20 protein-coding genes and 2 tRNA genes are annotated in these 22,564 nt (G+C 70.0%); 9 read left to right on the top strand and 13 right to left on the bottom strand.

The genetic code is table 11. From position 1 onward, the window contains the following. The first annotated feature begins 6 nt into the window (after positions 1-6). The 4 genes from AB0G56_RS10005 to AB0G56_RS10020 all read left to right on the top strand — a co-directional run bounded on the left by AB0G56_RS10005 (position 7) and on the right by AB0G56_RS10020 (position 6,337). Positions 7-1,443 carry an FtsW/RodA/SpoVE family cell cycle protein gene (locus tag AB0G56_RS10005; RefSeq protein WP_360966412.1) on the top strand — a complete coding sequence of 479 codons (1,437 nt, stop codon included), beginning with the start codon at positions 7-9 and terminating at the stop codon, positions 1,441-1,443. Continuing rightward, the gene (locus AB0G56_RS10010) at positions 1,440-2,921 is read left to right on the top strand and encodes a penicillin-binding protein 2 (RefSeq protein ID WP_360966415.1); all 1,482 of its coding nucleotides are present in this window, start codon (positions 1,440-1,442) and stop codon (positions 2,919-2,921) included. The genes AB0G56_RS10005 and AB0G56_RS10010 overlap by 4 nt, the downstream gene beginning before the upstream one ends. Before the next feature lie 169 nt (positions 2,922-3,090). Further along, positions 3,091-5,106: a Stk1 family PASTA domain-containing Ser/Thr kinase gene (gene pknB, locus AB0G56_RS10015; RefSeq protein WP_360966418.1), complete on the top strand. Its 2,016-nt coding sequence runs from the start codon at positions 3,091-3,093 to the stop codon at positions 5,104-5,106. 187 nt (positions 5,107-5,293) lie between these two features. Beyond that, positions 5,294-6,337, top strand: coding sequence for a restriction endonuclease (locus tag AB0G56_RS10020; protein WP_360966421.1), 1,044 nt, complete (start codon positions 5,294-5,296; stop codon positions 6,335-6,337). 102 nt (positions 6,338-6,439) lie between these two features. Here AB0G56_RS10020 and AB0G56_RS10025 read toward each other — a convergent pair whose 3' ends face one another. The 5 genes from AB0G56_RS10025 to AB0G56_RS10045 all read right to left on the bottom strand — a co-directional run bounded on the left by AB0G56_RS10025 (position 6,440) and on the right by AB0G56_RS10045 (position 10,009). After that, positions 6,440-7,189, bottom strand: a complete 750-nt coding sequence (locus AB0G56_RS10025) for a class E sortase (RefSeq protein ID WP_360966424.1) — start codon at positions 7,187-7,189, stop codon at positions 6,440-6,442. A 15-nt stretch (positions 7,190-7,204) separates the two neighbouring features. Further along, positions 7,205-8,329 carry a class E sortase gene (locus AB0G56_RS10030; protein ID WP_360966427.1) on the bottom strand — a complete coding sequence of 375 codons (1,125 nt, stop codon included), beginning with the start codon at positions 8,327-8,329 and terminating at the stop codon, positions 7,205-7,207. Next, positions 8,326-8,964 (bottom strand): aminodeoxychorismate/anthranilate synthase component II, encoded by a 639-nt coding sequence (locus tag AB0G56_RS10035; protein WP_360966430.1) that lies wholly within the window; start codon positions 8,962-8,964, stop codon positions 8,326-8,328. The genes AB0G56_RS10030 and AB0G56_RS10035 overlap by 4 nt, the downstream gene beginning before the upstream one ends. After that, positions 8,961-9,122 (bottom strand): hypothetical protein, encoded by a 162-nt coding sequence (locus tag AB0G56_RS10040; RefSeq protein WP_360966433.1) that lies wholly within the window; start codon positions 9,120-9,122, stop codon positions 8,961-8,963. The genes AB0G56_RS10035 and AB0G56_RS10040 overlap by 4 nt, the downstream gene beginning before the upstream one ends. Positions 9,123-9,229: 107 nt before the next feature. Further along, positions 9,230-10,009 (bottom strand): DUF881 domain-containing protein, encoded by a 780-nt coding sequence (locus AB0G56_RS10045; RefSeq protein ID WP_360966436.1) that lies wholly within the window; start codon positions 10,007-10,009, stop codon positions 9,230-9,232. A 152-nt stretch (positions 10,010-10,161) separates the two neighbouring features. Here AB0G56_RS10045 and crgA point away from each other — a divergent pair, with 152 nt between their 5' ends. After that, entirely contained in the window at positions 10,162-10,416 is a 255-nt protein-coding gene (gene crgA / locus AB0G56_RS10050; RefSeq protein ID WP_018569173.1) for a cell division protein CrgA, read from the top strand. A 311-nt stretch (positions 10,417-10,727) separates the two neighbouring features. On the opposite strand, the gene AB0G56_RS10055 is transcribed toward crgA, so the two are convergent. Together AB0G56_RS10055 and AB0G56_RS10060 are read right to left on the bottom strand one after the other, a co-directional pair. Next, positions 10,728-11,621, bottom strand: coding sequence for a rhomboid family intramembrane serine protease (locus AB0G56_RS10055; RefSeq protein ID WP_360966440.1), 894 nt, complete (start codon positions 11,619-11,621; stop codon positions 10,728-10,730). A gap of 193 nt (positions 11,622-11,814) precedes the next feature. Next, a complete protein-coding gene (locus AB0G56_RS10060; RefSeq protein WP_360966443.1) occupies positions 11,815-12,345 on the bottom strand; it encodes a peptidylprolyl isomerase in 531 nt (176 codons plus the stop codon). Between the two features lie 427 nt (positions 12,346-12,772). On the opposite strand from AB0G56_RS10060, the gene AB0G56_RS10065 reads away from it, so the two are divergent. Further along, complete coding sequence (locus AB0G56_RS10065) at positions 12,773-13,483, top strand: DUF5324 family protein (RefSeq protein WP_360966446.1); 711 nt, start codon at positions 12,773-12,775, stop codon at positions 13,481-13,483. A 106-nt stretch (positions 13,484-13,589) separates the two neighbouring features. Here AB0G56_RS10065 and AB0G56_RS10070 read toward each other — a convergent pair. Beyond that, positions 13,590-13,662, bottom strand: a tRNA-Ala gene (locus tag AB0G56_RS10070). A 182-nt stretch (positions 13,663-13,844) separates the two neighbouring features. On the opposite strand from AB0G56_RS10070, the gene AB0G56_RS10075 reads away from it, so the two are divergent. After that, positions 13,845-14,393: a DNA-binding protein gene (locus AB0G56_RS10075; RefSeq protein WP_360966449.1), complete on the top strand. Its 549-nt coding sequence runs from the start codon at positions 13,845-13,847 to the stop codon at positions 14,391-14,393. Between the two features lie 77 nt (positions 14,394-14,470). Then, positions 14,471-15,853, top strand: coding sequence for a protein kinase (locus tag AB0G56_RS10080; RefSeq protein WP_360966451.1), 1,383 nt, complete (start codon positions 14,471-14,473; stop codon positions 15,851-15,853). Here the strand turns inward: AB0G56_RS10080 and AB0G56_RS10085 are convergent. Both AB0G56_RS10085 and AB0G56_RS10090 read right to left on the bottom strand, forming a co-directional pair. Beyond that, positions 15,817-17,223, bottom strand: coding sequence for a hypothetical protein (locus AB0G56_RS10085; protein ID WP_360966454.1), 1,407 nt, complete (start codon positions 17,221-17,223; stop codon positions 15,817-15,819). The genes AB0G56_RS10080 and AB0G56_RS10085 overlap by 37 nt on opposite strands. Positions 17,224-17,599: 376 nt before the next feature. Continuing rightward, positions 17,600-17,728 carry a DLW-39 family protein gene (locus AB0G56_RS10090; protein WP_003999697.1) on the bottom strand — a complete coding sequence of 43 codons (129 nt, stop codon included), beginning with the start codon at positions 17,726-17,728 and terminating at the stop codon, positions 17,600-17,602. Between the two features lie 338 nt (positions 17,729-18,066). On the opposite strand from AB0G56_RS10090, the gene AB0G56_RS10095 reads away from it, so the two are divergent. Next, entirely contained in the window at positions 18,067-18,423 is a 357-nt protein-coding gene (locus tag AB0G56_RS10095; protein WP_360966457.1) for a DUF6344 domain-containing protein, read from the top strand. Between the two features lie 542 nt (positions 18,424-18,965). Here AB0G56_RS10095 and AB0G56_RS10100 read toward each other — a convergent pair. The 3 genes from AB0G56_RS10100 to gyrA form a co-directional block, all read right to left on the bottom strand. Continuing rightward, positions 18,966-19,039, bottom strand: a tRNA-Ile gene (locus AB0G56_RS10100). A 168-nt stretch (positions 19,040-19,207) separates the two neighbouring features. Then, a complete protein-coding gene (locus AB0G56_RS10105; protein WP_360966460.1) occupies positions 19,208-19,948 on the bottom strand; it encodes a DUF3566 domain-containing protein in 741 nt (246 codons plus the stop codon). A gap of 18 nt (positions 19,949-19,966) precedes the next feature. Then, the gene (gene gyrA, locus AB0G56_RS10110; RefSeq protein WP_360966463.1) at positions 19,967-22,561 is read right to left on the bottom strand and encodes a DNA gyrase subunit A; all 2,595 of its coding nucleotides are present in this window, start codon (positions 22,559-22,561) and stop codon (positions 19,967-19,969) included. Positions 22,562-22,564 lie beyond the last annotated feature (3 nt).

Genomic DNA, 22,564 nt, shown 5'->3' on the forward strand with positions numbered 1-22,564 from the left:
CACACGATGAGCAGTACTACCAACTCGCCCACGCACCACACGTCCACGATCGGCGCCATCGGAGCGCCGAGCCGCCGCAACACCGAACTGGCACTGCTGGTCTTCGCGGTCGCCATCCCGGTGTTCGCCTACGCCAACGTGGGCCTGGCCATCAACAACCAGGTGCCCGCGGGCCTGCTGAGCTACGGCCTGGGCCTGGGTCTGATGGCGGGCGTCGCCCACCTCGTCGTCCGCAAGTTCGCCCCCTACGCCGACCCACTGCTGCTCCCGCTGGCCACCCTGCTCAACGGCCTCGGACTGGTCATCATCTGGCGGCTGGACCAGTCGAAACTGCTCCAGTACATCAAGCAGGCCGGTGACAAGGCACCCACGCAGCTGCTGTACACGGCGATGGGCATCGCGCTCTTCGCCGTCGTCCTGATCTTCCTCAAGGACCACCGCGTCCTGCAGCGCTACACCTACATCTCGATGGTCGGCGCGCTGGTCCTGCTGCTGCTGCCCCTGGTCCCCGGCCTCGGCCTGCCCGTCTACGGCGCCAAGATCTGGATCCACGTCGGCGGCTTCTCGATCCAGCCCGGCGAGTTCGCCAAGATCGTCCTCGCGGTCTTCTTCGCCGGCTACCTGATGGTGAAGCGGGACGCACTCGCCCTGGCCAGCCGCCGCTTCATGGGCCTGTACCTGCCGCGCGGCCGCGACCTCGGACCGATCCTGGTCGTCTGGGTCATCTCGATCCTCATCCTGGTCTTCGAGACCGACCTCGGCACGTCGCTGCTGTTCTTCGGAATGTTCGTCATCATGCTGTACGTCGCCACCGAGCGGACCAGCTGGATCGTCTTCGGTCTGCTGATGTCGGCGGTCGGCGCCTTCGGCGTGGCCAGCGTCGAACCGCACGTGCACCAGCGCGTGCAGGCCTGGCTGGACCCGATGCACGAGTACCTCCTCAGCCACAAGGGCGTGCAGGGCCACTCCGAACAGCTCCAGCAGGCACTGTGGGCGTTCGGCTCCGGCGGCACCCTCGGCTCCGGCCTCGGCCAGGGCCACTCCGACCTCATCCGGTTCGCCGCCAACTCCGACTTCGTCCTCGCCACCTTCGGCGAGGAGCTGGGCCTGGCCGGCCTGATGGCGATCCTCCTGCTCTACGGCCTGATCGTGGAGCGCGGCATCCGCACCGCACTCGCCGCCCGCGACCCCTTCGGCAAACTGCTCGCCGTCGGCCTGTCCGGCGCCTTCGCGCTCCAGGTCTTCGTGGTGTCCGGCGGTGTGATGGGCCTGATCCCGCTGACCGGTATGACGATGCCGTTCCTGGCGTACGGCGGTTCCTCCGTCATCGCCAACTGGGCCCTGATCGGCATCCTGATCAGGATCAGCGACACCGCGCGCCGCCCGGCGCCCGCGCCCGCCTCGAACCCCGACGCCGAGATGACCCAGGTGGTCCGCCCGTGAACAAGCCCCTGCGCCGGATCGCGATCTTCTGCGGCCTGCTGGTCCTCACGCTGCTCATCCGCGACAACTGGCTCCAGTACGCCAAGGCCGACGCCCTGAAGAACGACGACAACAACCGCCGCGTCACCATCGCCCGCTACTCCACCCCGCGCGGCGACATCATCGTCGGCGGCTCCCCGATCACCGGGTCCGTGGAGACCAAGACCAACGCGCTCGACGACCTGAAGTACAAGCGGACCTACAAGGACGGCCCCATGTGGGCGCCCGTCACCGGTTTCGCCTCGCAGGCCTTCGGCACCACGCAGCTGGAGAACCTGGACGACAAGATCCTCACCGGCAACGACGACCGGCTCTTCTTCCGCAACACCCTGGACATGATCACGGGCAAGCCGAAGCAGGGCGGCAACGTGGTCACCACGCTCAACGCGGCGGCCCAGAAGGCCGCGTTCAACGGGCTCAAGAGCCGCGGCAAGGGCGCCGTCGTAGCGCTCGAACCGTCCACCGGCAAGATCCTCGCGCTGGCCTCCTACCCGTCGTACGACCCCGGCTCCTTCGCCGGCACCTCCGCGGCGGACGGCAAGGCCCGCAACAAGCTCCTCAAGGAGAACGACCCGAACGACCCGACCCTGAACCGGGCGCTGCGCGAGACCTACCCGCCGGGCTCGACCTTCAAGGTCGTGACCGCCGCCGCGGCACTGGAGAACGGCAAGTACACCTCGGCCGACGAGCCCACCGAATCGCCGGACCCGTGGATCATGCCGCACACCAGTACCCCACTGCCCAACGAGGGCCACATCCCCTGCAAGAACGCCACCATGCGGGTGGCGCTGCGCTGGTCCTGCAACACCGTCTTCGGCAAGATCGGCGCTGACCTGGGCAACAAGAAGATGCTGGAGGAGGCCAAGAAGTTCGGCTTCACCAGCGAGCAGTTCACCCCCGTGCGCGCCAACGCCTCCGTCTTCTCCGACAACATGGAGCCCTCGCAGGTCGCGCAGTCCTCCATCGGCCAGTTCAACACCGCGGCGACCCCGCTCCAGATGGCCATGGTCGTCTCGGCGGTCGCCAACGACGGCAAGCTGATGAAGCCGTACATGGTCGACAAGCTCCAGTCGCCGAACCTCGACACCCTGGAGCAGACCCAGCCGGAGGAGCTGAGCCGGCCGCTGTCCTCGAAGAACGCCCAGATCCTCCAGTCGATGATGGAGACGGTCGTCAAGGAGGGCACCGGCAAGAACGCCCAGATCAGCGGCGTCACCGTCGGCGGCAAGACCGGTACCGCCCAGCACGGCGTCGACAACAGCGAGAAGCCGTACGCGTGGTTCATCTCCTACGCCAAGACGAGCGACGGCAGCTCACCGGTCGCGGTCGCCGCGGTCGTCGAGGACGAGCAGGCCAACCGCGAGGAAATCTCCGGCGGCGGCCTCGCGGCCCCCATCGCGAAGAGCGTCATGCAGGCGGTCATCAACTCCAAGAGGTGACATCCGTCACGGCACCTTCACAACGGTGCACAGTGCGATACCGGTCCTGTATCGGGTGACGGGCTTGGCCGGGTCCCACAGAACTAGCCGGGTACGGTAGGCCCGGACGGAAGCTCCGGCGGCACAAGCGGTGCCCGCCGGGACCGACGGAGAGGGCTGGTAGGTAGCTATGGAAGAGCCGCGTCGCCTCGGCGGCCGGTACGAGCTGGGCCACGTGCTCGGCCGTGGTGGCATGGCGGAGGTGTACCTCGCGCATGACACCCGCCTGGGCCGCACCGTGGCGGTGAAGACGCTCCGCGCCGACCTGGCGCGCGACCCTTCCTTCCAGGCCCGGTTCCGCCGAGAGGCCCAGTCGGCCGCCTCGCTCAACCATCCCGCGATCGTCGCGGTCTACGACACGGGCGAGGACTACATCGACGGGGTCTCGATCCCGTACATCGTGATGGAGTACGTCGACGGATCCACACTCCGTGAGCTGCTGCACAGCGGCCGCAAGCTGCTCCCCGAGCGGGCCATGGAGATGACCATCGGCATCCTCCAGGGCCTGGAGTACGCCCACCGCAGCGGCATCGTCCACCGCGACATCAAACCGGCCAACGTCATGCTGACCCGGGGCGGCCAGGTCAAGGTCATGGACTTCGGCATCGCCCGCGCCATGGGCGACTCCGGCATGACCATGACCCAGACGGCCGCGGTCATCGGCACCGCCCAGTACCTCTCCCCGGAGCAGGCCAAGGGCGAACAGGTCGACGCACGCTCGGACCTGTACTCCACGGGCTGCCTGCTGTACGAACTGCTCACCGTCCGGCCCCCGTTCGTCGGGGACTCACCCGTCGCGGTCGCCTACCAGCACGTCCGCGAGGAACCGCAGTCGCCGAGCGTTTTCGACCCCGAGATCACGCCCGAGATGGACGCGATCGTGCTGCGGGCCCTGGTCAAGGACCCCGACTACCGCTACCAGTCGGCCGACGAGATGCGCATGGACATCGAGGCCTGCCTCGACGGCCAGCCCGTCGCCGCCACGGCCGCCATGGGCGCGGTCGGCTACGGCGGCTACCCCGACGACCAGCCGACGACCGCGCTGCGCTCCGACCCGGGGGCCGCCGCCACGACGATGCTGCCGCCCATGAACCCGGACGACGGCGGCTACGGCTACGACGAACGCCCCGACCGGCGCGGCCGGCAGCAGCAGAAGAAGTCCAACACCTCCACGATCCTCCTGATCGTCGCCGCCGTCCTGGTCCTCGTCGGCGCCATCCTGATCGGGAAGTACGTCTTCACCGGCCACAGCTCGGCCAGCGGCACGATCCCCGCCCCGAACTTCGTGGGCCAGACCAGGGACGAGGCCCAGACCTCCGCGGACAACATCAGCCTGAAACTCGCCTTCACCAAGAAGACCTGCGACGACCAGCCCAAGGGCAAGGTCTGCTCCCAGGAGCCCGCGCCCAAGACCGACATCAAGAAGGGCGACACGGTCAACCTGGTGCTGTCGACCGGGGCGCCGAAGGTGGCGGTGCCGAGTGTCATCGGGCAGTCCCTCGACGATGCCAAGAGCCAGCTCGAGGGCAAGGACTACGGCCTCACGGTCAAGGTCCAGTACGAGGAGTCCGCGGAGAATCCGGACACGGTGCTCAAGCAGGACCCGCGCCTGGGCCAGGAGGTCGAGAAGGGCTCGACCATCACCCTGACGGTCGCCAAGGCCGCCGAGAAGGCCACCGTACCCACGGTCACCGGCCAGACCTGTGACGCCGCCAAGCAGCAGATGCAGGCGAACAACCTCGCCGGCGAATGCGTCGAGGTGGACAACAGCGACCCCAACCAGGCCGGCAAGGTCATCAACACCGTCCCCGGCCCCGGCCAGCAGGTCGACAAGGGCTCCAAGGTGACGATCCAGGTCGGCAAGCAGGTCCAGCAGAAGACGCAGGTACCGGGTGTGCAGGGCAAGAGGGTGGCGGAAGCCAAGCAGATCCTGACCGCCGCCGGCTTCACCAACATCCAGTTCAACGGCAGCGGGGACAACGACAACGCCTACGTCGTCCAGCAGAACCCGCAGCCGGGCCAGCAGGTCGACGACCCCGCCGGTACACAGATCACGCTGACGACCATCGGCGGCAACGGCGGCGGCGGCAACAACCACGGCAACGGCGGCAACGGCGGCGACAACCACGGCGGCCTCTTCGGCTGACCCCCACCGCCACCCGTGACACCCGGGCCCCGGCCGCGCTCCACCCGAGAGCAGCCGGGGCCCTGTCGCACACCTGCCCGCACCTCGCTCGTGTCCTCGCCCACGAACCCTCGTTGATCCGATGGGGTGGGGACTCCGAACGCTCTGCCCTGGCCATGTGCTCAGCACACGAACAGAAGGGCAGACCGTGATCACCGACTCCGCACTCCTGGAATCCAGGAGCCTGCGCCACAGCGTCATGGACCGCACGGACGTACTCGACCGGGTGAAGGCCCTGTCACTCCTCCCGGACGGAATGCACGTGACGACGGCGATGGTGGCGACCTACTTCGAGGTGAGCCGGAAGGCCATCGAGTCTCTGGTGCTCGATCACCGGACAGAGTTGGTGGCCAACGGGTACCGCGTCCTGTCAGGTACAGAACTGACCTCCTTCAAGGAGGTCAGTGGGATCCAGTCACGTTCCCGATCACTGGCGCTGTACCCACGCCGAGCCGTCCTCAACGTCGCCATGCTGCTCCGCGACAGCGAAGTCGCACGTCAGGCGCGTGTGTACCTCCTCGACATGGAATACCTGGCCCGCACACAGCCTGTGGAAAACTCACCGCAGCCGGACATCGCCACCCTCGACGCACGCATCGACGACCGCATCGACCAGCGCATCACTCACATCCTCGGCAAGACCGTCGTCCCCATGTTCAACGCCCTGATCGAGACAGCGGGGGAACACCAGCGGGAGCTGATCGTCCTGCGAACGGGCGTCCAGCACATCGAGCGGCGGCTGCGGCAGCACCACACCCGCCTGCGCCGGCTGGAAAGCCCCCGCCAGGACCGCCCTCTCGCCGGAGTCATGGCCGCCATGGACGCCATGACCGGCCGCGAGTTCGAGCACCACATCGCCATGCTCCTGCGCCGCGACGGCTGCACCGACGTAGCCGTCCTGGGGCGCCACGGAGACCGGGGCGTCGACATCACCGCTCTCACGGCCGACGGCCGGCGTCTCGCCGTCCAGTGCAAGAGGTTCGCGCCCCACCTGCGGATCACCAGCCCCGAGCTGCAGAAGTTCGTCGGGTCCGCCAAGGTGCTGTACGCCTCGGACGTGGCCCTCTACGTCGCGACGTGCCGCTTCACACCGGAAGCCCTGAGCATCGCCGCCGAGGCCGGGATCACCGCCGTGCACCGCACCCTGCTGGAAAGGTGGGACGCAGGCGAAATGCTCACGGTCCTGAAGTAGAGCCCACAGGCGGCAGCACAAGGCCCGAAGTCGCATCCCTAGCTTGCGACTTCGGGCCTCCGCCATGCTAGAGCACGAAATCCTCCCGCGTTCCCGCCCACCTCAGCGCAGCTCTGCCGGCGGCGTCCGCTTGCTGTCGACCTTCTGCACGCGGACCAGCTCGCCCCACACCACGTACCGGTACCGCGAGGTGTAGACCGGTGTGCAGGTGGTGAGCGTGATGTAGTGGCCCGGCTTCTTCACGCCCGACTCCTTCGGGACCTGGGCGAGGACGTCGACATTGAACTTCGAGGTCTCCGGGAGGATGTCGTAGACCTTGTAGACGTACCACTTGTCCCGGGTCTCGAAGACGATCGGGTCGCCCTTCTCCACCTTGTCGATGTTGTGGAACTTCGCACCGTGGCCGTCCCGGTGGGCGGCGAGGGTGAAGTTGCCCTCCTTGCCGGTCTCCGGCAGGGCCGCCTTGACGGGGTCCACGTAGTAGCCGGCCACACCGTCGTTCAGGACGTCCGTCGAGGTGCCCTTCTTCACCAGCACCTCGCCGTTGTGCATGGACGGCACGTGCAGGAAGCCGATGCCGTCCTTCGTGTCCAGCGCGCCGGGCCCGCCGGGGGCGGAGTGCGCCCACTGGTCACGGATCCTGTGGCCCTGCCGGTCGGCCTTGCGGTCCGCTATGACGTTCGTCCACCACAGGGAGTACACGACGAACAGGCCGAGGACCAGACCCGCCGTGATGAGGAGTTCGCCGAACACGCTGACGGCCAGGGCCAGCCGGCCGCCGCGCCGGCGGCGCGGGCGTGGTGCGGGGCCGTCCTCTGTGTGCTCTGCCGTGTCGTCCGCGGTCGCTGCCACTGTTCCCTCTGCCCTTTAACTGACGAGCGCATCCGGCTTCCCCTTGCTGCGCGGCCGTTCCTCGACCATCCTGCCCCAGACGATCAAGCGGTACTTGCTGGTGAACTCCGGTGTGCACGTGGTGAGCGTGATGTAGCGACCGGGTCCCGTGAAACCCGACCCCCTGGGCACCGGGTTCAGGACGGCGGTGTTGCCGGGCGAGGTCACCGGCAGCGTCGACGTCATCTTGTACACGTAGTACGCGTCCTGCGTCTCCACCACGATCGGGTCGCCCGGCTTGAGCTTGTTGATGTACCGGAAGGGCTCCCCGTGGGTGTTGCGGTGGCCCGCGAGCCCGAAGTTGCCCGTCCTCGCGTCCGGCATCGCCGTGTCCAGGTCACCCTTGCCGTAGTGCCCGACCATCCCCTTGTCCAGCACCTTCGTCTTGCTGGTGCCCTCCGCGATCGGCACCACCACGTCCAGCGCGGGAATGTGCAGGATGGCGAATCCCTGCCCCGGCTCGAACGCGCCCGGACTGCGCTTGCCGCTCGCCCAGTCGTCCTGCAACTGGTGCGCCTCGCTGCCCGCCTGCGCGTGCGCACGGACGTTCGTCCACCACAGCTGATACGTGACGAACAGCAGCATCAGCACACCGGTGGTGATGAACAGCTCGCCCACGGCCCGGCTGACGACGACGCCCGCACCGGGCCTGCGCTCCCGCGCCCGCCGACGGGCCTCCACCCGGGACAGCGGCGCCGACGGCCCGCCGTCCTCCGAGGAAGGCCCGGCCGCCGCCGACCCGGCGCCCCGGCGGCGGCTGTGACGGCTGTGACGGCTCCTGGTGGCCTTCCTGCGGGCCGCGCGACCCCCGTACGGCACACCGGCCACCCCGGCCCCGGAACGGGCGGCAGAGCCCACCGAGTGCCCCGGAGCCCCGGGCGCCGTCCCTGCCGCTCCGGCCGGATCGGCGACGCGCAGCGCCATCGTCTCGTCGTCGGTGGGCAGCCGGTACGGGTCCGCCGACGGACCGCCCGTGCCGTACGGCGCCACCGAGCCGTACGAGTCGTACGGCGCCACCGCGTACGGGTCCCCGGAGGCTGCGTAGGCCTCCGTGCCGTAGCGGTCGGCGCCGGACTCGCGCTCGGGGCGCAGCGCGGTCACGCCGTGGCCCTGCCCACCACCGGGGCGAGCCCCGCCGACCTCGCCACGGCACCCGCGTCGCCGCACTCCGCCAGCCAGTTGGCCAGCATCCGGTGCCCGTGCTCGGTCAGCACCGACTCGGGGTGGAACTGCACGCCCTCCACCGGGAGGTCCCGGTGACGCAGCCCCATGACGATCCCGTCGGGCGTACGGGCCGTGACCTCCAGCTCGGCCGGGACGGTCGCGGGCTCGGCGGCCAGCGAGTGGTAACGGGTCGCGGTGAACGGGGAGGGCAGCCCCGCGAAGACGCCCTTGCCCGCGTGCTCGACCGGCGAGGTCTTGCCGTGCAGCAGCTCGGGCGCCCGGTCCACCACACCGCCGTACGCCACCTGCATGGACTGCATGCCCAGGCAGACCCCGAAGACGGGCACGCCGGTGGCCGCGCAGTGCCGGACCATCTCCACGCACACGCCGGCCTGCTCGGGCGTGCCGGGGCCGGGGGAGAGCAGTACACCGTCGAAGCCGTCCTGGGCGTGCGCGGTCGACACCTCGTCGTTGCGCAGCACCTCGCACTCGGCGCCCAGCTGGTACAGGTACTGGACCAGGTTGAAGACGAAGCTGTCGTAGTTGTCGACGACGAGAATCCGCGCACTCACTGGTTGTCCACCGTCACATCGTTGAAGGGAAGCAGCGGCTCCGCCCACGGGAAGACGTACTGGAACAGGACGTAGACCACGGCCAGGGCCAGCACCAGTGAGATCAGGGCCTTCGTCCACGCGTTGCCCGGCAGATGCCGCCAGATCCAGCCGTACATGCCGTCCCTTCCGTCTCCCCACGGCACCGGATTCACGCCGTACCGCACCAGACTAACGGCGCGATGCCCTCGGATTCCGGCCTTCCGGACCGGATCACCCTGGCCGGCTACGCCACGGGCCGGGCGTAGTGCAGGTCCACCGTGCCGGTGTAGCCGGGCAGCGTGGCCGCCCCGTCCTCGGTGACCTTCCAGCCCAGGCCGTAGACGTTGACGTACACCATGTAGTTCTGGATCGCCGGGGAGTCCGCGAGGGCCTTCTGCAGCCTGCCGGGGTCCCCGACCGCCGTGATCTTGTACGGCGGCGAGTAGACGCGGCCCTGGAGGATCAGGGTGTTGCCCACGCAGCGCACCGCGCTGGTGGAGATCAGCCGCTGGTCCATGACCTTGATCCCCTTGGCGCCGCCGTTCCACAGCGCGTTGACCACGGCCTGGAGGTCCTGCTGGTGGATGACCAGGTAGTCCGGCTGCGGCTCGGGGTAGCCGGGGAGCTTGGCGGTGGCGTTCGGCGGGGCGTCGTTGAGGGTGACGGTGACGGCCTTGCCCTTCAGCGGCCGCGTCCCCGCGCCGTCCTCCAGGCCCGTCAGCTTCTCGTCCTGCGCCTTGGTGCTGCCGCCGTCGCTCTGGGCCCGGGACTCGACGTCGCCGCGCAGCGACGCGTTGGACTCGTCCAGTTCCTTGTTCTTGCGGCTGCGTTCGTGGACGAGGTCGGACAGTTTGAGCAGCGAGGTGTCCGTGCGGATGTTGGTGCCCTTGGCCGTGTTGAAACTGGTGATGAAGAGCAGTCCGGCGAGGGCGAAGACGGCCACGGTGAGGATTCGCGCGGGCGGGAAACGGCGTGTGCGGCCGGGGTCGGCACCCGTCCCCGGGGAGTCGGCGGAATTGCTCAACGTACCCTTATCTCCTTCGGCACCGCGGAAGCACTACGCTAACGGACGCCCGGGGGAGCGCTGGTTCTCCCCTGGCAGTCCCCTTGTACGCTGCCCCGGAGCCAGTCCAGTTCCCTGCGCGGCCACGCAGCGCATCGACAGGAGAGACCCTCGTGCCGAAGTCACGTATCCGCAAGAAGGCCGACTACACGCCGCCGCCCGCCAAGCAGGGCACGGTGATCAAACTGGAGAGCCGCGGCTGGGTGGCCCCGGTCATGCTGGCCATGTTCGTCATCGGCCTGGCCTGGATCGTCGTCTTCTACGTGACCGACGGCTCGCTGCCCATCGACGCGCTCGACAACTGGAACATCGTCGTCGGCTTCGGCTTCATCGCCGCCGGATTCGGCGTCTCCACGCAGTGGAAGTAAGGCCCGCCAAGGGGTGAACCCAGTTCTGCCCACGGGTATCCGCTGAGTTATCCACAGCCTGGTAGAAATTTCCACACCAAGCCTGGGGAAAACACGACGATCTGTGGATAACCCATCCCCCGTTGACCCCGGTAAGACTGTCACACCACCCACAGCCGGCCCTCCCGCCCCCTGCCTGACCTGCACAGACACAGGTGAGCGACAGGGGGCACAGCTGTTCCCGCACACAGTGCACAGGATGCGGCACGCACTGTGGACAACCGTACGGAACGGCGTCCCGCGGCCCCGTTCTCCGGGCCCGGCCGGACTCCTCAGGTGAGCTGGCCGGTTCTGATCACCGTCATCACGACGACGGCCACCAGCACCAGCGCACAGGTCCCGTACTGCACCAGGTTGCGCCGCTCGCGCGGCGCGTGGACCATCGCGTACCCGGCCACCACCCCGGCGACGAGGCCGCCGATGTGGGCCTGCCAGGCGATCCCGCCCCGGAAGGCGAGCAGCAGGTTGATCACGAGCAGCGCGATCACCGGACGCATGTCGTAGCGCAGCCTGCGCATCAGCACGGCCAGCGCGCCGAAGAGGCCGAAGATCGCGCCCGAGGCACCGACGGACGGCTGGTTCGGGGCGACGACCAGGTAGCTGAGGGCGCTGCCCGCCAGCCCGGTGACGAAGTAGAGCGCAAGGTAGCGGGCGCGGCCGAGGGCGGCCTCCAGCGGGCCTCCGACCCACCACAGGCTGAGCATGTTGAACGCGATGTGGAGGTAGCCGCCGTGCAGGAACATCGCGGTCAGCAACCGGTACCACTGGCCCTCCGCGACGCCGCCGACCGAGCCGAGCGTGGGGAGGTAGGCCTGGCCCACCAACTCGAACCGCTCGGTGAAGGAGTTCCCCACGGACAGTTGGACCAGGTAGAAGGCCAGGTTGATCCCGATGAGGATCTTCGTGAACAGCCGCGGGTCGGCGGTCACCGTGCCGCCCGCCACGGTGCGTGGCCGGGAGGCGGTGGGTGACTGGCCGGTGCCCGAGCCGCTGCGGACGCAGTCGGGGCACTGGAAACCCACGGAGGCGCTGACCATGCACTCGGGGCAGATCGGCCGCTCGCAGCGCGTGCAGCGGATGCCGGTCTCCCGGTCCGGGTGCCGGTAGCAGGTGGGCGCGCCCGGGCCGTCCTGCCCGACCTGCGGGCTGCCTGGCGCCTGGTCCATGGGGTCCCCTCACGTTGGTCACGGGCGGTGTACGGCTCGGTGGGGCACAGTACGGCTCACCGTGGGCAACACACCGCCCCGCTCATCCCTACGGACGAGCGGGGCGTTTGGTTCCCCCGGCGTCGGTCGTCCGGGGAGGGCTGTCCTCCCGGGCCGGTCGCCCGGGGAGGGCTGCCGGGGCGTGGCCCTCGGCTCAGCCCTGGGTCTCGATGACGACCGACTCGATGACGACGTCCTTGACGGGACGGTCGTTGCGCGGGTTGGTCTTCGTGCCCGCGATGGCGTCGACGACCTTGGTGCCGGCCTCGTCGGCGACCTCACCGAAGATGGTGTGCTTGCGGGTCAGCCACGCGGTGGGGGCGACGGTGATGAAGAACTGCGAGCCGTTGGTGCCCGGGCCGGCGTTGGCCATGGCCAGGAGGTAGGGCTTGTTGAAGGAGAGGTCCGGGTGGAACTCGTCCTTGAACTGGTAGCCGGGGCCACCGGTGCCGTTGCCCAGCGGGTCGCCGCCCTGGATCATGAAGCCGCTGATCACGCGGTGGAAGACGGTGCCGTCGTAGAGCTTCGCCGTGGTCTTCTCGCCGGTGGTGGGGTTGGTCCACTCGCGCTGGCCCGTGGCGAGTTCCACGAAGTTGCGGACCGTCTCCGGGGCGTGGTCCGGCAGGAGCCGGACCTTGATGTCGCCGTGGTTGGTCTTCAAGGTGGCGTAGAGCTGCTGAGCCACGATCTGCCTTCCGTTGTCTTCCTGTGACTCCCCGATCCTCGCACGGCGCGCGTCCTGAGTCGCCCGGCGGCCGCTTCGGGGCGGCGATCCGAAGGAATCGGTTGCGGAAATCGGGGCGAGTCGTCACGGGACGGGAGCGCGGTGCGACGATCCGTGGCATTGTCGTCGACAAGCTCCTGTTGTCCCTTATCCCCTACCTGTTCCCTTTCATCCACTGTTCCAGACGATTCGTGTCCATGTTCGTCGGTCGTCGGTCGGTCGTCGGTCGTCGGCTCCCGACGCCGCTCGGCCGGAAGAGCCGTCCTGATTCGAGGCGGCGCACATGACCCGGATGCGCTCTCTCGCAAGCCTCCGGGCTCGTTGACAGGCATGATCCGTAAAAGGGTGGACAGTCGGATTACCGTACGCCACCGAGGAGGAGGAACCCGTGACCCGCATCGACAGCGTGCGCGCCGCGACCGGCTCGGCGAAGGACAGCGTGCTGCACGCCGCGGAAGTGGTGGCGCCCTACGCCGACACCGCCAAGGAGAGGGCCGCGCACTACGCGCACGAGGCACGCGTACGGCTCGCGCCGAGGGTGTCGCTCGCCGCCGACCAGGCCCGCGTCCAGTACGGCGCCTACGTCGCGCCCCGGCTCGAACAGGCCCGCACGCAGGCCATGACCTATGTGCCGCCGAAGTTCGACCAGGCCGCCCAGGAAGCCGCCGAGCGCACCCGCAAGGCCGCCCGGCAGGCCGCCGAGTACTCCAGGCCGAGGATCGAGCAGGCGATGGCCGCCGCGGCGCCGGTCGCGGACGAGGCCGCCGCGCGCGGTGCGGCCGCGCTGGTCGCGCTGCGCGGCCAGGTCCCGGCGCAGAAGATCCAGAAACTGGCCCGCAGGCGGAGCCGGAAGGCGCGGGTCGGCCGCGTCGCGAAGGTGCTGGTGATCGCCGGTGCTCTCGCGGGCGGCGCCTTCGCCGCGTGGAAGTGGTGGGACAAGCAGGCCAATCCCGACTGGCTGGTGGAGCCGCCGGCCGCCACCGAGGTTCCGGAGGCCGGCCGCCTCTCCTCGGTCGACGGCAGCGGCCAGAGCGTGCTGGACCCCGAGGTCGAGGTTAAGGAGGCCGAGGAGCAGGCGGACCGCGACGAGAACGGCTGACCTGGTCCGGCCTCGCCACGGCCCCGGCCGGCTTCACACGGGTGGCACGACGAAGCTCCCCCTCGATCCGTACGTTCCGGATCGAGGGGGAGCTTCTTGGTGTCCGTGGAGCCTAGGGGAGTCGAACCCCTGACATCTGCCATGCAAAGACAGCGCTCTACCAACTGAGCTAAGGCCCCGAAAGAGGAACATCCGGCCGGAGGAACCGCCCACCGGTCGGGTGCCGCAGACCAGAGTACCGGGTCACCCCCCGGATCTGTAAAAAGATTGGGGGTCCCCGTGGCCGACCACTCTCCGTAAGATGCTCCGCGTGGTTCGCTACAGCGAACCGCGGTACTTGGGGAAGCGATGGGGAGACGCAATGGACGCCGCACAGCAGGAAGCCACCGCAAGAGCGCGGGAACTGCAGCGGAACTGGTACGGGGAGCCGTTGGGGGCGCTCTTCCGTAAGCTCATAGACGATCTCGGGCTCAACCAGGCGCGTCTGGCGGGGGTGCTGGGGCTGTCCGCACCGATGCTGTCGCAGCTGATGAGCGGCCAGCGGGCGAAGATCGGCAACCCGGCGGTGGTCCAGCGGGTGCAGCTGCTGCAGGAACTGGCGGGCCAGGTGGCCGACGGCAGCGTCAGCGCGGCCGAGGCGAGCGAGCGCATGGAAGAGATCAAGAGGTCGCAGGGGGGTTCGGTGCTGAGCAACACGACCCAGACGACGAGCAGTTCAGGGGCGCCGACCGTCAAGCGCGTGGTCCGCGAGATCCAGTCGCTGCTCCGCTCGGTCGCCGCGGCCGGCGACATCATCGAGGCCGCGGACAGCCTCGCCCCCACCCACCCCGAACTGGCCGACTTCCTGCGGGTGTACGGGGCGGGCCGCACCTCCGACGCCGTGGCGCATTACCAGTCCCACCAGAACTGACCCCGCCGGGAGGGGTCGTACCGCGCGCCGCGGGGGAAGCAACGGGGGGACCCCTGGGGGAGGAGCGACGCACAGCCATGGGTGAGGTCTTCGCCGGCCGGTACGAGCTGGCCGACCCGATCGGACGCGGTGGGGTCGGCGCGGTCTGGCGCGCCTGGGACCACCGCCGCCACCGGTATGTGGCCGCAAAGGTCCTCCAGCAGAGCGACGCGCATTCCCTGCTGCGCTTCGTGCGGGAACAGGCGATGCGGATCGACCACCCGCATGTGCTCGCCCCGGCCAGCTGGGCCGCCGACGACGACAAGGTCCTGTTCACGATGGACCTGGTGGCCGGTGGCTCGCTGGTCCATCTGGTCGGGGACTACGGACCGCTGCCCCCGGTGTTCGTCTGCACCCTGCTGGACCAGTTGCTGGCGGGGCTCGCCGCGGTGCACGCGGAGCGGGTCGTACACCGGGACGTCAAGCCCGCCAACGTGCTCCTGGAAGCCACCGGGACCGGGCGTCCCAGGCTGCGGCTGTCCGACTTCGGCATCGCGACGCGGCTGGGCGAACCACGGCTCACCGAGACGAACCTGGTCGTCGGGACGCCGGGTTATCTGTCACCCGAACAGATGATGGGCGCCGAGCCGGACTTCCCCGCCGACCTGTTCGCCACCGGTCTGGTCGCCCTCTATCTGCTGCAGGGCGCCAAACCGGACGCCAGGGCGCTCGTGGAGCACTTCGCCGAGCACGGGACGCCGAGCGCGCCGCAGGGCGTCCCGGAGCCGTTGTGGCAGGTCGTGGCCGGCCTGCTGCAGCCGGACCCGCAGGCCCGCTTCCGCACCGCCACAGGGGCGCGCAAGGCACTGGCAGCGGCGGTCGAGCTCCTTGTGGAGCCGGGCCCGACCGACGAGCCGATCGAGATCTTCGACCAACTCGGCCCCCTTCCCCCGGGTTTCGGCCCGAACGGCCCCGCGGCCTCTGCCGTGGCCGAGAAGCCGAAGGACGCTGGGCCGCACGGCGTTGGACCGAAGGACGCTGGGCCGCACGACACTGGGCCGCACGGCGTTGGACCGAAGGACGCTGGGCCGCAGGACGCCCGCTCGTCCCCCGGAGGGGCCGGGCGGCCCGCCACGGCATCGGGCACCGGTGACTTTCCCCTGCGGCCGCCCGCGGGCGGCCCTCCTTCCGTCCACGTCTTGCCCCCCGACCTCACCCATGCGCTGCTGCCCTCCCCCGGCCCGCGCGCACCACGGCCTCACGACGGCCCGCCCACTGCGGTGACGCAGCCGCACGCCGATGCCCGTACTTCCTCGTACACCGCCCAGCCCCCGCAGGCCGCCGTTCCCGCGCAGGGCATCTCACGGCACCGTGCCGAGCGTCCGCGCCGCCCGGGTCCGCCCGTGGCGGTGGCCGTCCCCCTGCTCGTTCTCGCCCTGGCCTGCTACGCCGTGGGCCTGTGGGCGCTGACCCGGCTGTGAGGGCCGCCCGCCCCCGCCCGGCGCCGGGCGGTCAGCGTCCACACCCCGAGGACGGCCAGCAGGGCGGTCCCCGTGCCGATCCCGCCCGCCGCGAGCACCCGTAGCCCCGTGGAGCCGCCCACCGCCCCGGCACCGCCGGCGGCACTCGCCGCTCCCCGGTCCCCGGCGGCGACCTCGAACAGGCCTCCCGGCTCGGACCGGCCCGCGTACCCCGGGCCCGCCCCGGCGGCACCGCTCACCCGCACCCGCAGGGTGAGTTCGTAGGGCCCGTCACCGAACGCGTCCGCCGTCTGGGCGGCGAGGTGCACGACCAGGTAGTAGGAGCCCGCGAACCGCATGGCCTTGACCTGGTCGGCGAAGCCGTAGCGGTTGGCGTAGGCGACGGGCGGCAGCGGCGCCAGCGCCGCGGCCGTGCGCCGACCGCTGTAACCGGCGTACGCCTCCTCCACGGAGCCGCGCACCGGGTTGTACAGCGACAGCGTCAGCGCACCGTCGGCGTAGCCGCTGCCGCCGCCCGCACCCGCGAGGTCCGCCGTGGCGTCCAGTCGCTGCGCCCAGTCCACGGGCACCCGGTAGAACAGCGTCCCGCCGGGGCGGACGCGGCCCCGCCACACCCCCTGCCCGACCGGGGTGGCCCGCTCGAACCCGGCGCCGCCCGCCCGCTCCACGGCCTTCCCGGTGACCGGCTCGGGGGAGGCCGAGTCCCAGGACCGGGGCGCGGCCGTCGCTCCGCTCCGCTCGAGGGGCGGCTCCGACGCGGTGGTCAGTTCCAGGGGCCAGGTGTCCGGCGAGGAGCCGGTGGCGGTGATGCGCTCGACGAGGACGTAGTACGCGCCGGCGCCCCGGCACAGCGCGTGGCCGGGGGCGGCCTCGCGCGCTCCCCACGCGGCGACGGGGTGCGGGCTGCGGCTCGTGCCGAACCGGGTGGCCTGGTAGGAGCAGGAACCGCCGTGGGCATCGTGCACGGAGACCCTGAGGCCGTCCGTGGCGGAGACGGTGGTGCCGGGGCCGGGGACGGCCGTGGCGGAGACGTAGGCGGCGGACGCGGCGTCGAGGTCGAGGCGGTAGTACAGCCTCCCGTTCCTCGGCAGGGAACTGCGGTAGGTGCGGCCGGGGGCGAGCCGTACCGCGTCCGCGGTGGTCGCGGCTCCGGCGACGGACGGGACGCCGTCGGCGAAGGCGTACGGGCCCGGCGTCCCGGCGGCGACGGCGTACGGGGCAGGCACCTGGGCCGCCGCGGCGCTCGGCCCCGCCGCGGCGGTGAGGGCGGCCAGGAGCCCCAGGGCCGCCGCCACGGCCGACACCCGCGCGCGGACGGCCGTACGCGGGCCGATGGCGCCCCACGCCCGGAGTCCCCGCGGCTCGCCCACGTCCCGATCGCTGCCCGGATCTCGACGGCTGCTGCCCGGATCTCGATGGCCCGCCCGGTCCCGGGGCGCGTGCCCACCGCGAGGAACGCTGCCGGGCCGTCCCGCAGGAGCCCGCCGTCCAGCCTTGGGCCGTCTCATCCCGCGCCCCCTCGCTTCAGCCGCCGCCTTCCGGACGTCGGCCATCCTGCCCCGGCGGGCGTTGCGCCGTCCGCGCATTCGGCCCGAGCGTCCGAAACACCCGCCTCCCGGAGCGGGGGCTATCCCACACGGCCCGGGTCCGCAACACGTGACCCGGGCGGAAGCCGCACCCGCACACACAAAACCCCGACCGCTACGGCGGCCGGGGTCTGCTCTGTTCAGTACTGGATGTCGCTGCTCACGAACCGGTGGGCACGGAGTCGGTCGCCTCCGTCCACAGATCCTGCTCGGCGCGATCCGCCTGGATCTGGCGGTACACGAGGAGCCCGCCGATGGCGGCCAGTGCGACCAGGAGAAGCTTCTTCACCGCGCGACCTCGTCTTTCCTTGACGTAGGGGACCTCTGCCGCCCGACTATACACACCGACCGATATCGATCGGTGACCTGCATCGGCCCTCAACTGTCCGGTACGGGAACGCAGTAGACACCCGTCGAACCAGGCCGATCGGAGGGTGATCACACCCTCACGGACGGTGCTGCCGGGCCGCCTCCCTCCCGGCTCCGCGGCTTTCCGCCGCTCATGCGTCCATCCGAGTGGTGTTCATCCGAAGATCCCCGCGCCACGGGCGTCGGTCCACCACTTCGCGGCGCTCATACACATGATGAGCAAAGTACGCAAATCGCCCAACCCGAAAGTGAGGGGCCATGGACCAGCACAAGGTCATGAAGTTGTGGACAGCCATCGTCACCGCCTTCCTCGCGCTCTGCACGGCGCTCGGACTCGTCACCACGACCGCCACGGCGGCCACGGCCGCTCCGCAGCCCGAGACGGCGCCCAAGAGCACCACCGCGAGGGTGCCGGCCCAGACGACAGCTTCCTGGCCCAGGTCCAGGTCCCATGCCCTGCCTCCTACGATGAAACAGCGGATCCGGGCCGAGGCTCACGGAAAGTCCCCGAGTTGCCGCCATCGCCCGTCGGCAGACGCCCCGTCGCTCGCCACCGATCCCGAGTGCGACCCCGCGGAACCTCCAGCCCGCCCCAACATCCCGCTCCAGCGCTGACAGGGCCGCCCCGGCGCCCCCGGGGCCCGCATCAGCACCCATGACGTAACGGCGATCCGCGTACTGCACCACCGAAACAACACCACCGCACCACCGCACCACCAGCGACACCGAGTCCCGGTCGGCCCGCCGACCGGGGCCTTCCCATGCCCGCGAACAGCCCGACACCGACCTCCGCGAGACCGACCGAACCGGCTGGGGCGGGACAGGCAGGACGACGTGACCGGGATGACGGGCATGACCGGCTACAGGTGCTCCCCCAGGGCAGCCAGCACCCGCCGACGGCCCCGCCGGCCCGCACACCCCAGGGATACGGCGCCCCGGCAGGGCAGCAGCGCTCCCCGCCGCCTCCAGCAGGACGTCCGCGCGCTCCCGTGCCTGCGGCCTGCGGTACGTCGGGACGACCGGACGTAGCCGAGTGGACGAGCGGCGCACGTGCGGACGTGGGCAAGCGGGCAAGCGGGCAAGCGGCCCACGAGCACCCCGACGCAAAGAGAGCGGGCGCCCCACCAGGGACGCCCGCTCTCTTCGTTCTGCTGCTGTGGGGCTAACAGGATTTGAACCTGTGGCCTCATCCTTATCAGGGATGCGCTCTAACCAACTGAGCTATAGCCCCGCCGTGCTCTGCGGTGTATGTCCCGCGCGCTGACTCCTGAAGATTAGCGCACGAGGGGGGCAGTCCCAAAATCGGTTGCCGGGAGGCCGTCGGCGGAGGTTTGACACCGCTTGCGGGCCTCCCGGCAGACGTCTCGCCGGGAGACGTCCCACACGTCGTCGGGACGTCCTACTCGTCCTCGGCCAGCGTCAGCTCGATACCGCCGACGAAGCCCGCCGAGAGGTTGTAGATGAACGCGCCGAGGGTCGCCAGGGCCGTCGCCAGGACGACGTCGATGACGGCGATGATCGTCGCGAACATCAGGACGTGCGGCAGGGAGAGGAAGGACTGGAGGTCGAAGCCGTTCGACTCGGTGGAGCCGGTCGCCTCCGAGATCGTCCCGCCGACCGTCGAGAAGACGCCCATCGCGTTCATGACCATCCACAGCACGGCGGACGCCACGACGGTGCAGATGCCCAGCGCGATGGAGAGCAGGAAGCTGACCTTCATCACCGACCACGGGTCGGCCTTGGACACGCGCAGCCGCGCCTTGCGCGTGCGCGGGGTGGTCCGGGCGCCCGTGCGCGGCCGTCGCACGGTGCCGGACCGGTCCCCGGCCCCGGCGGACGCCTGGTAGGCCTGCGGCGGGTGGTACGGGCCCGTGTGCTGCTGGGACTGCCGCTCACCGGGCAGCGGGGAGCCCGCCTGCCGGCCGGCCGCGGGCTGGCCCTGCGTCTGCGGGCCTCGGGTGTCCGTCACCGTTCCCCCCTGGGATTTGTGCGTGGGCGAGTGCGAGTCGGTCGCGGACGACTTGATCGCGTTGAGGTTGGTGGTGTGCGAGTCCGTCGCACGCGCGGCGGAGCCACGGCCGCCGCCCGATTCCGTACCAGTGGAGGTACCGGACGATCCGGCGCCCGTGGCTCCGCTCACGATGACTCACTCCTCGTGCTACTCGGCCGAGGGCACCTCACCCTCGTCCGTGCCGGTGGTCGCGACACCTTCGGCGGTCTCGTCCACGGCCACGTCGCCGTCGACTTCCTCCGCCTCGCGTCCCGCCTCGGCGTTACGTGCGATACCGACGACGGCATCGCGCTTGCCCAGGTTGATCAGTTGGACGCCCATGGTGTCACGGCCCGTCTCCCTGACCCCGCTGACTCGCGTGCGAATCACTCCGCCCGAGAGCGTGATCGCGAGGATCTCGTCGCTCTCCTCGACGACCAGCGCGCCCACGAGCGATCCGCGGTCCTCCACGATCTTGGCGGCCTTGATGCCGAGGCCGCCGCGGCCCTGGACGCGGTACTCGTCGACCCGGGTCCGCTTGGCGTACCCGCCGTCGGTGGCAGTGAACACGAACGTACCGGGTCGCACCACATTCATCGACAGCAGTTCGTCGCTCTCGCGGAAGCTCATGCCCTTCACGCCCGAGGTGGCGCGGCCCATGGGGCGCAGGGTGTCGTCCGAGGCGGTGAACCTGATCGATTGCGCCTTCTTGCTGATCAGCAGCAGATCGTCGTCGGCCGAGACGAGTTCCGCGCCGATCAGTTCGTCGTCGCTGCCGTCCTCCCGCTCCCGCAGGTTGATGGCGATGACGCCGCCGGAGCGAGGCGAATCGTAATCCTTCAGAGGCGTCTTCTTGACCAGACCGCCCTTGGTGGCCAGCACCAGGTACGGGACGGCCTCGTAGTCGCGGATCGCGAGGATCTCGGCGATCGCCTCGTCCGGCTGGAAGGCCAGCAGGTTCGCCACGTGCTGGCCGCGCGCGTCCCGGCCGGCGTCCGGCAGCTCGTAGGCCTTGGCGCGGTAGACGCGGCCCTTGTTGGTGAAGAACAGCAGCCAGTGGTGCGTGGTGGAGACGAAGAAGTGGTCGACGATGTCGTCCTCCTTCAGCTTCGCCCCGCGCACGCCCTTGCCGCCGCGCTTCTGGGCGCGGTAGTCGTCGGTCTTGGTCCGCTTGATGTAGCCGCCGCGGGTGACCGTGACGACGATGTCCTCCTCGGCGATCAGGTCCTCGATGGACATGTCGCCCTCGTAGGGGATCAGCTTGGTCTTGCGGTCGTCGCCGTACTTCTCGACGATCGCGGCCAGCTCCTCGCTGACGATCCCGCGCTGGCGGACCGGGGAGGCGAGGATCTCTTTGTACTCGTTGATCTTCGCCTGCAGCTCGTCGTGCTCCTGGACGATCTTCTGGCGCTCCAGGGCGGCCAGCCGGCGCAGCTGCATCTCCAGGATGGCGTTGGCCTGGATCTCGTCGATCTCCAGCAGGCCCATCAGGCCGCCGCGGGCGACCTCGACGGTCTCACTGCGCCGGATCAGCGCGATGACCTCGTCGATGGCGTCCAGGGCCTTCAGCAGGCCGCGCAGGATGTGGGCGCGCTCCTCGGCCTTGCGCAGCCGGAAGCGGGTCCGGCGCACGACGACCTCGATCTGGTGCGTCACCCAGTGGCGGATGAACGCGTCCAGCGAGAGGGTGCGCGGCACGCCGTCGACCAGGGCCAGCATGTTGGCGCCGAAGTTGGTCTGGAGGTCGGTGTGCTTGTAGAGGTTGTTCAGGACGACCTTGGCGACCGCGTCCCGCTTGAGGACGATGACCAGGCGCTGGCCCGTGCGGGAGGACGTCTCGTCGCGGACGTCGGCGATGCCGCCGATCTTGCCGTCCTTGACCAGGTCGGCGATCTTCTGGGCGAGGTTGTCCGGGTTGACCTGGTACGGCAGCTCGGTGACCACCAGGCACTGGCGGTTCTGGATCTCCTCGACCTCGACCACCGCGCGCATGGTGATGGAGCCGCGACCGGTGCGGTACGCCTCCTCGATGCCCTTGCGGCCGACGACCAGCGCGCCGGTCGGGAAGTCCGGGCCCTTGATGCGCTCGATGAGCGCGTCCAGCAGCTCCTCGTGCGAGACGTCCGGGTTCTCGAGGAACCACTGGGCGCCGGCGGCGACCTCGCGCAGGTTGTGCGGCGGGATGTTGGTCGCCATGCCGACCGCGATGCCGGCCGATCCGTTGATCAGCAGGTTCGGGAAGCGGGCGGGCAGGACGGTCGGCTCCTGGGAGCGGCCGTCGTAGTTGTCCGTGAAGTCGACGGTCTCCTCGTCGATGTCGCGGACCATCTCCATCGACAGCGGCGCCATCTTGCACTCGGTGTACCGCATGGCCGCGGCCGGGTCGTTGCCCGGCGAGCCGAAGTTGCCGTTGGAGTCCACCAGCGGCATCCGCATCGACCACGGCTGGGCGAGGCGCACCAGGGCGTCGTAGATCGAGGAGTCACCGTGCGGGTGGTAGTTGCCCATGACGTCGCCGACGACGCGGGCGCACTTGTAGAAGCCGCGCTCGGGGCGGTAGCCGCCGTCGTACATGGCGTACAGGACGCGGCGGTGGACGGGCTTGAGGCCGTCCCGGACGTCGGGCAGCGCACGCGAGACGATGACGGACATCGCGTAGTCGAGGTAGGAACGCTGCATCTCCGTCTCGAGCCCGACGGGCTCGACACGCATCGCGAGTTCGCCGCCCTCTTCAGGGGTGACGGGGGTGTTCTCGTCGGCCATTGC

Source organism: Streptomyces sp. NPDC021356, assembly GCF_040641015.1.
In the GTDB taxonomy this organism is placed as follows: Bacteria; Actinomycetota; Actinomycetes; order Streptomycetales; family Streptomycetaceae; genus Streptomyces.

Bases quoted from the DNA above. Each gene is read 5' to 3' on its own strand.
- AB0G56_RS10095 (WP_360966457.1), top strand. From the start codon at position 18,067: ATGGACCAGCACAAGGTCATGAAGTTGTGGACAGCCATCGTCACCGCC.
- AB0G56_RS10055 (WP_360966440.1), bottom strand. From the start codon at position 11,621: ATGGACCAGGCGCCAGGCAGCCCGCAGGTCGGGCAGGACGGCCCGGGC.
- AB0G56_RS10075 (WP_360966449.1), top strand. From the start codon at position 13,845: ATGGACGCCGCACAGCAGGAAGCCACCGCAAGAGCGCGGGAACTGCAG.
- AB0G56_RS10040 (WP_360966433.1), bottom strand. From the start codon at position 9,122: ATGTACGGCTGGATCTGGCGGCATCTGCCGGGCAACGCGTGGACGAAG.
- AB0G56_RS10005 (WP_360966412.1), top strand. From the start codon at position 7: ATGAGCAGTACTACCAACTCGCCCACGCACCACACGTCCACGATCGGC.
- pknB (WP_360966418.1), top strand. From the start codon at position 3,091: ATGGAAGAGCCGCGTCGCCTCGGCGGCCGGTACGAGCTGGGCCACGTG.
- AB0G56_RS10080 (WP_360966451.1), top strand. From the start codon at position 14,471: ATGGGTGAGGTCTTCGCCGGCCGGTACGAGCTGGCCGACCCGATCGGA.
- gyrA (WP_360966463.1), bottom strand. From the start codon at position 22,561: ATGGCCGACGAGAACACCCCCGTCACCCCTGAAGAGGGCGGCGAACTC.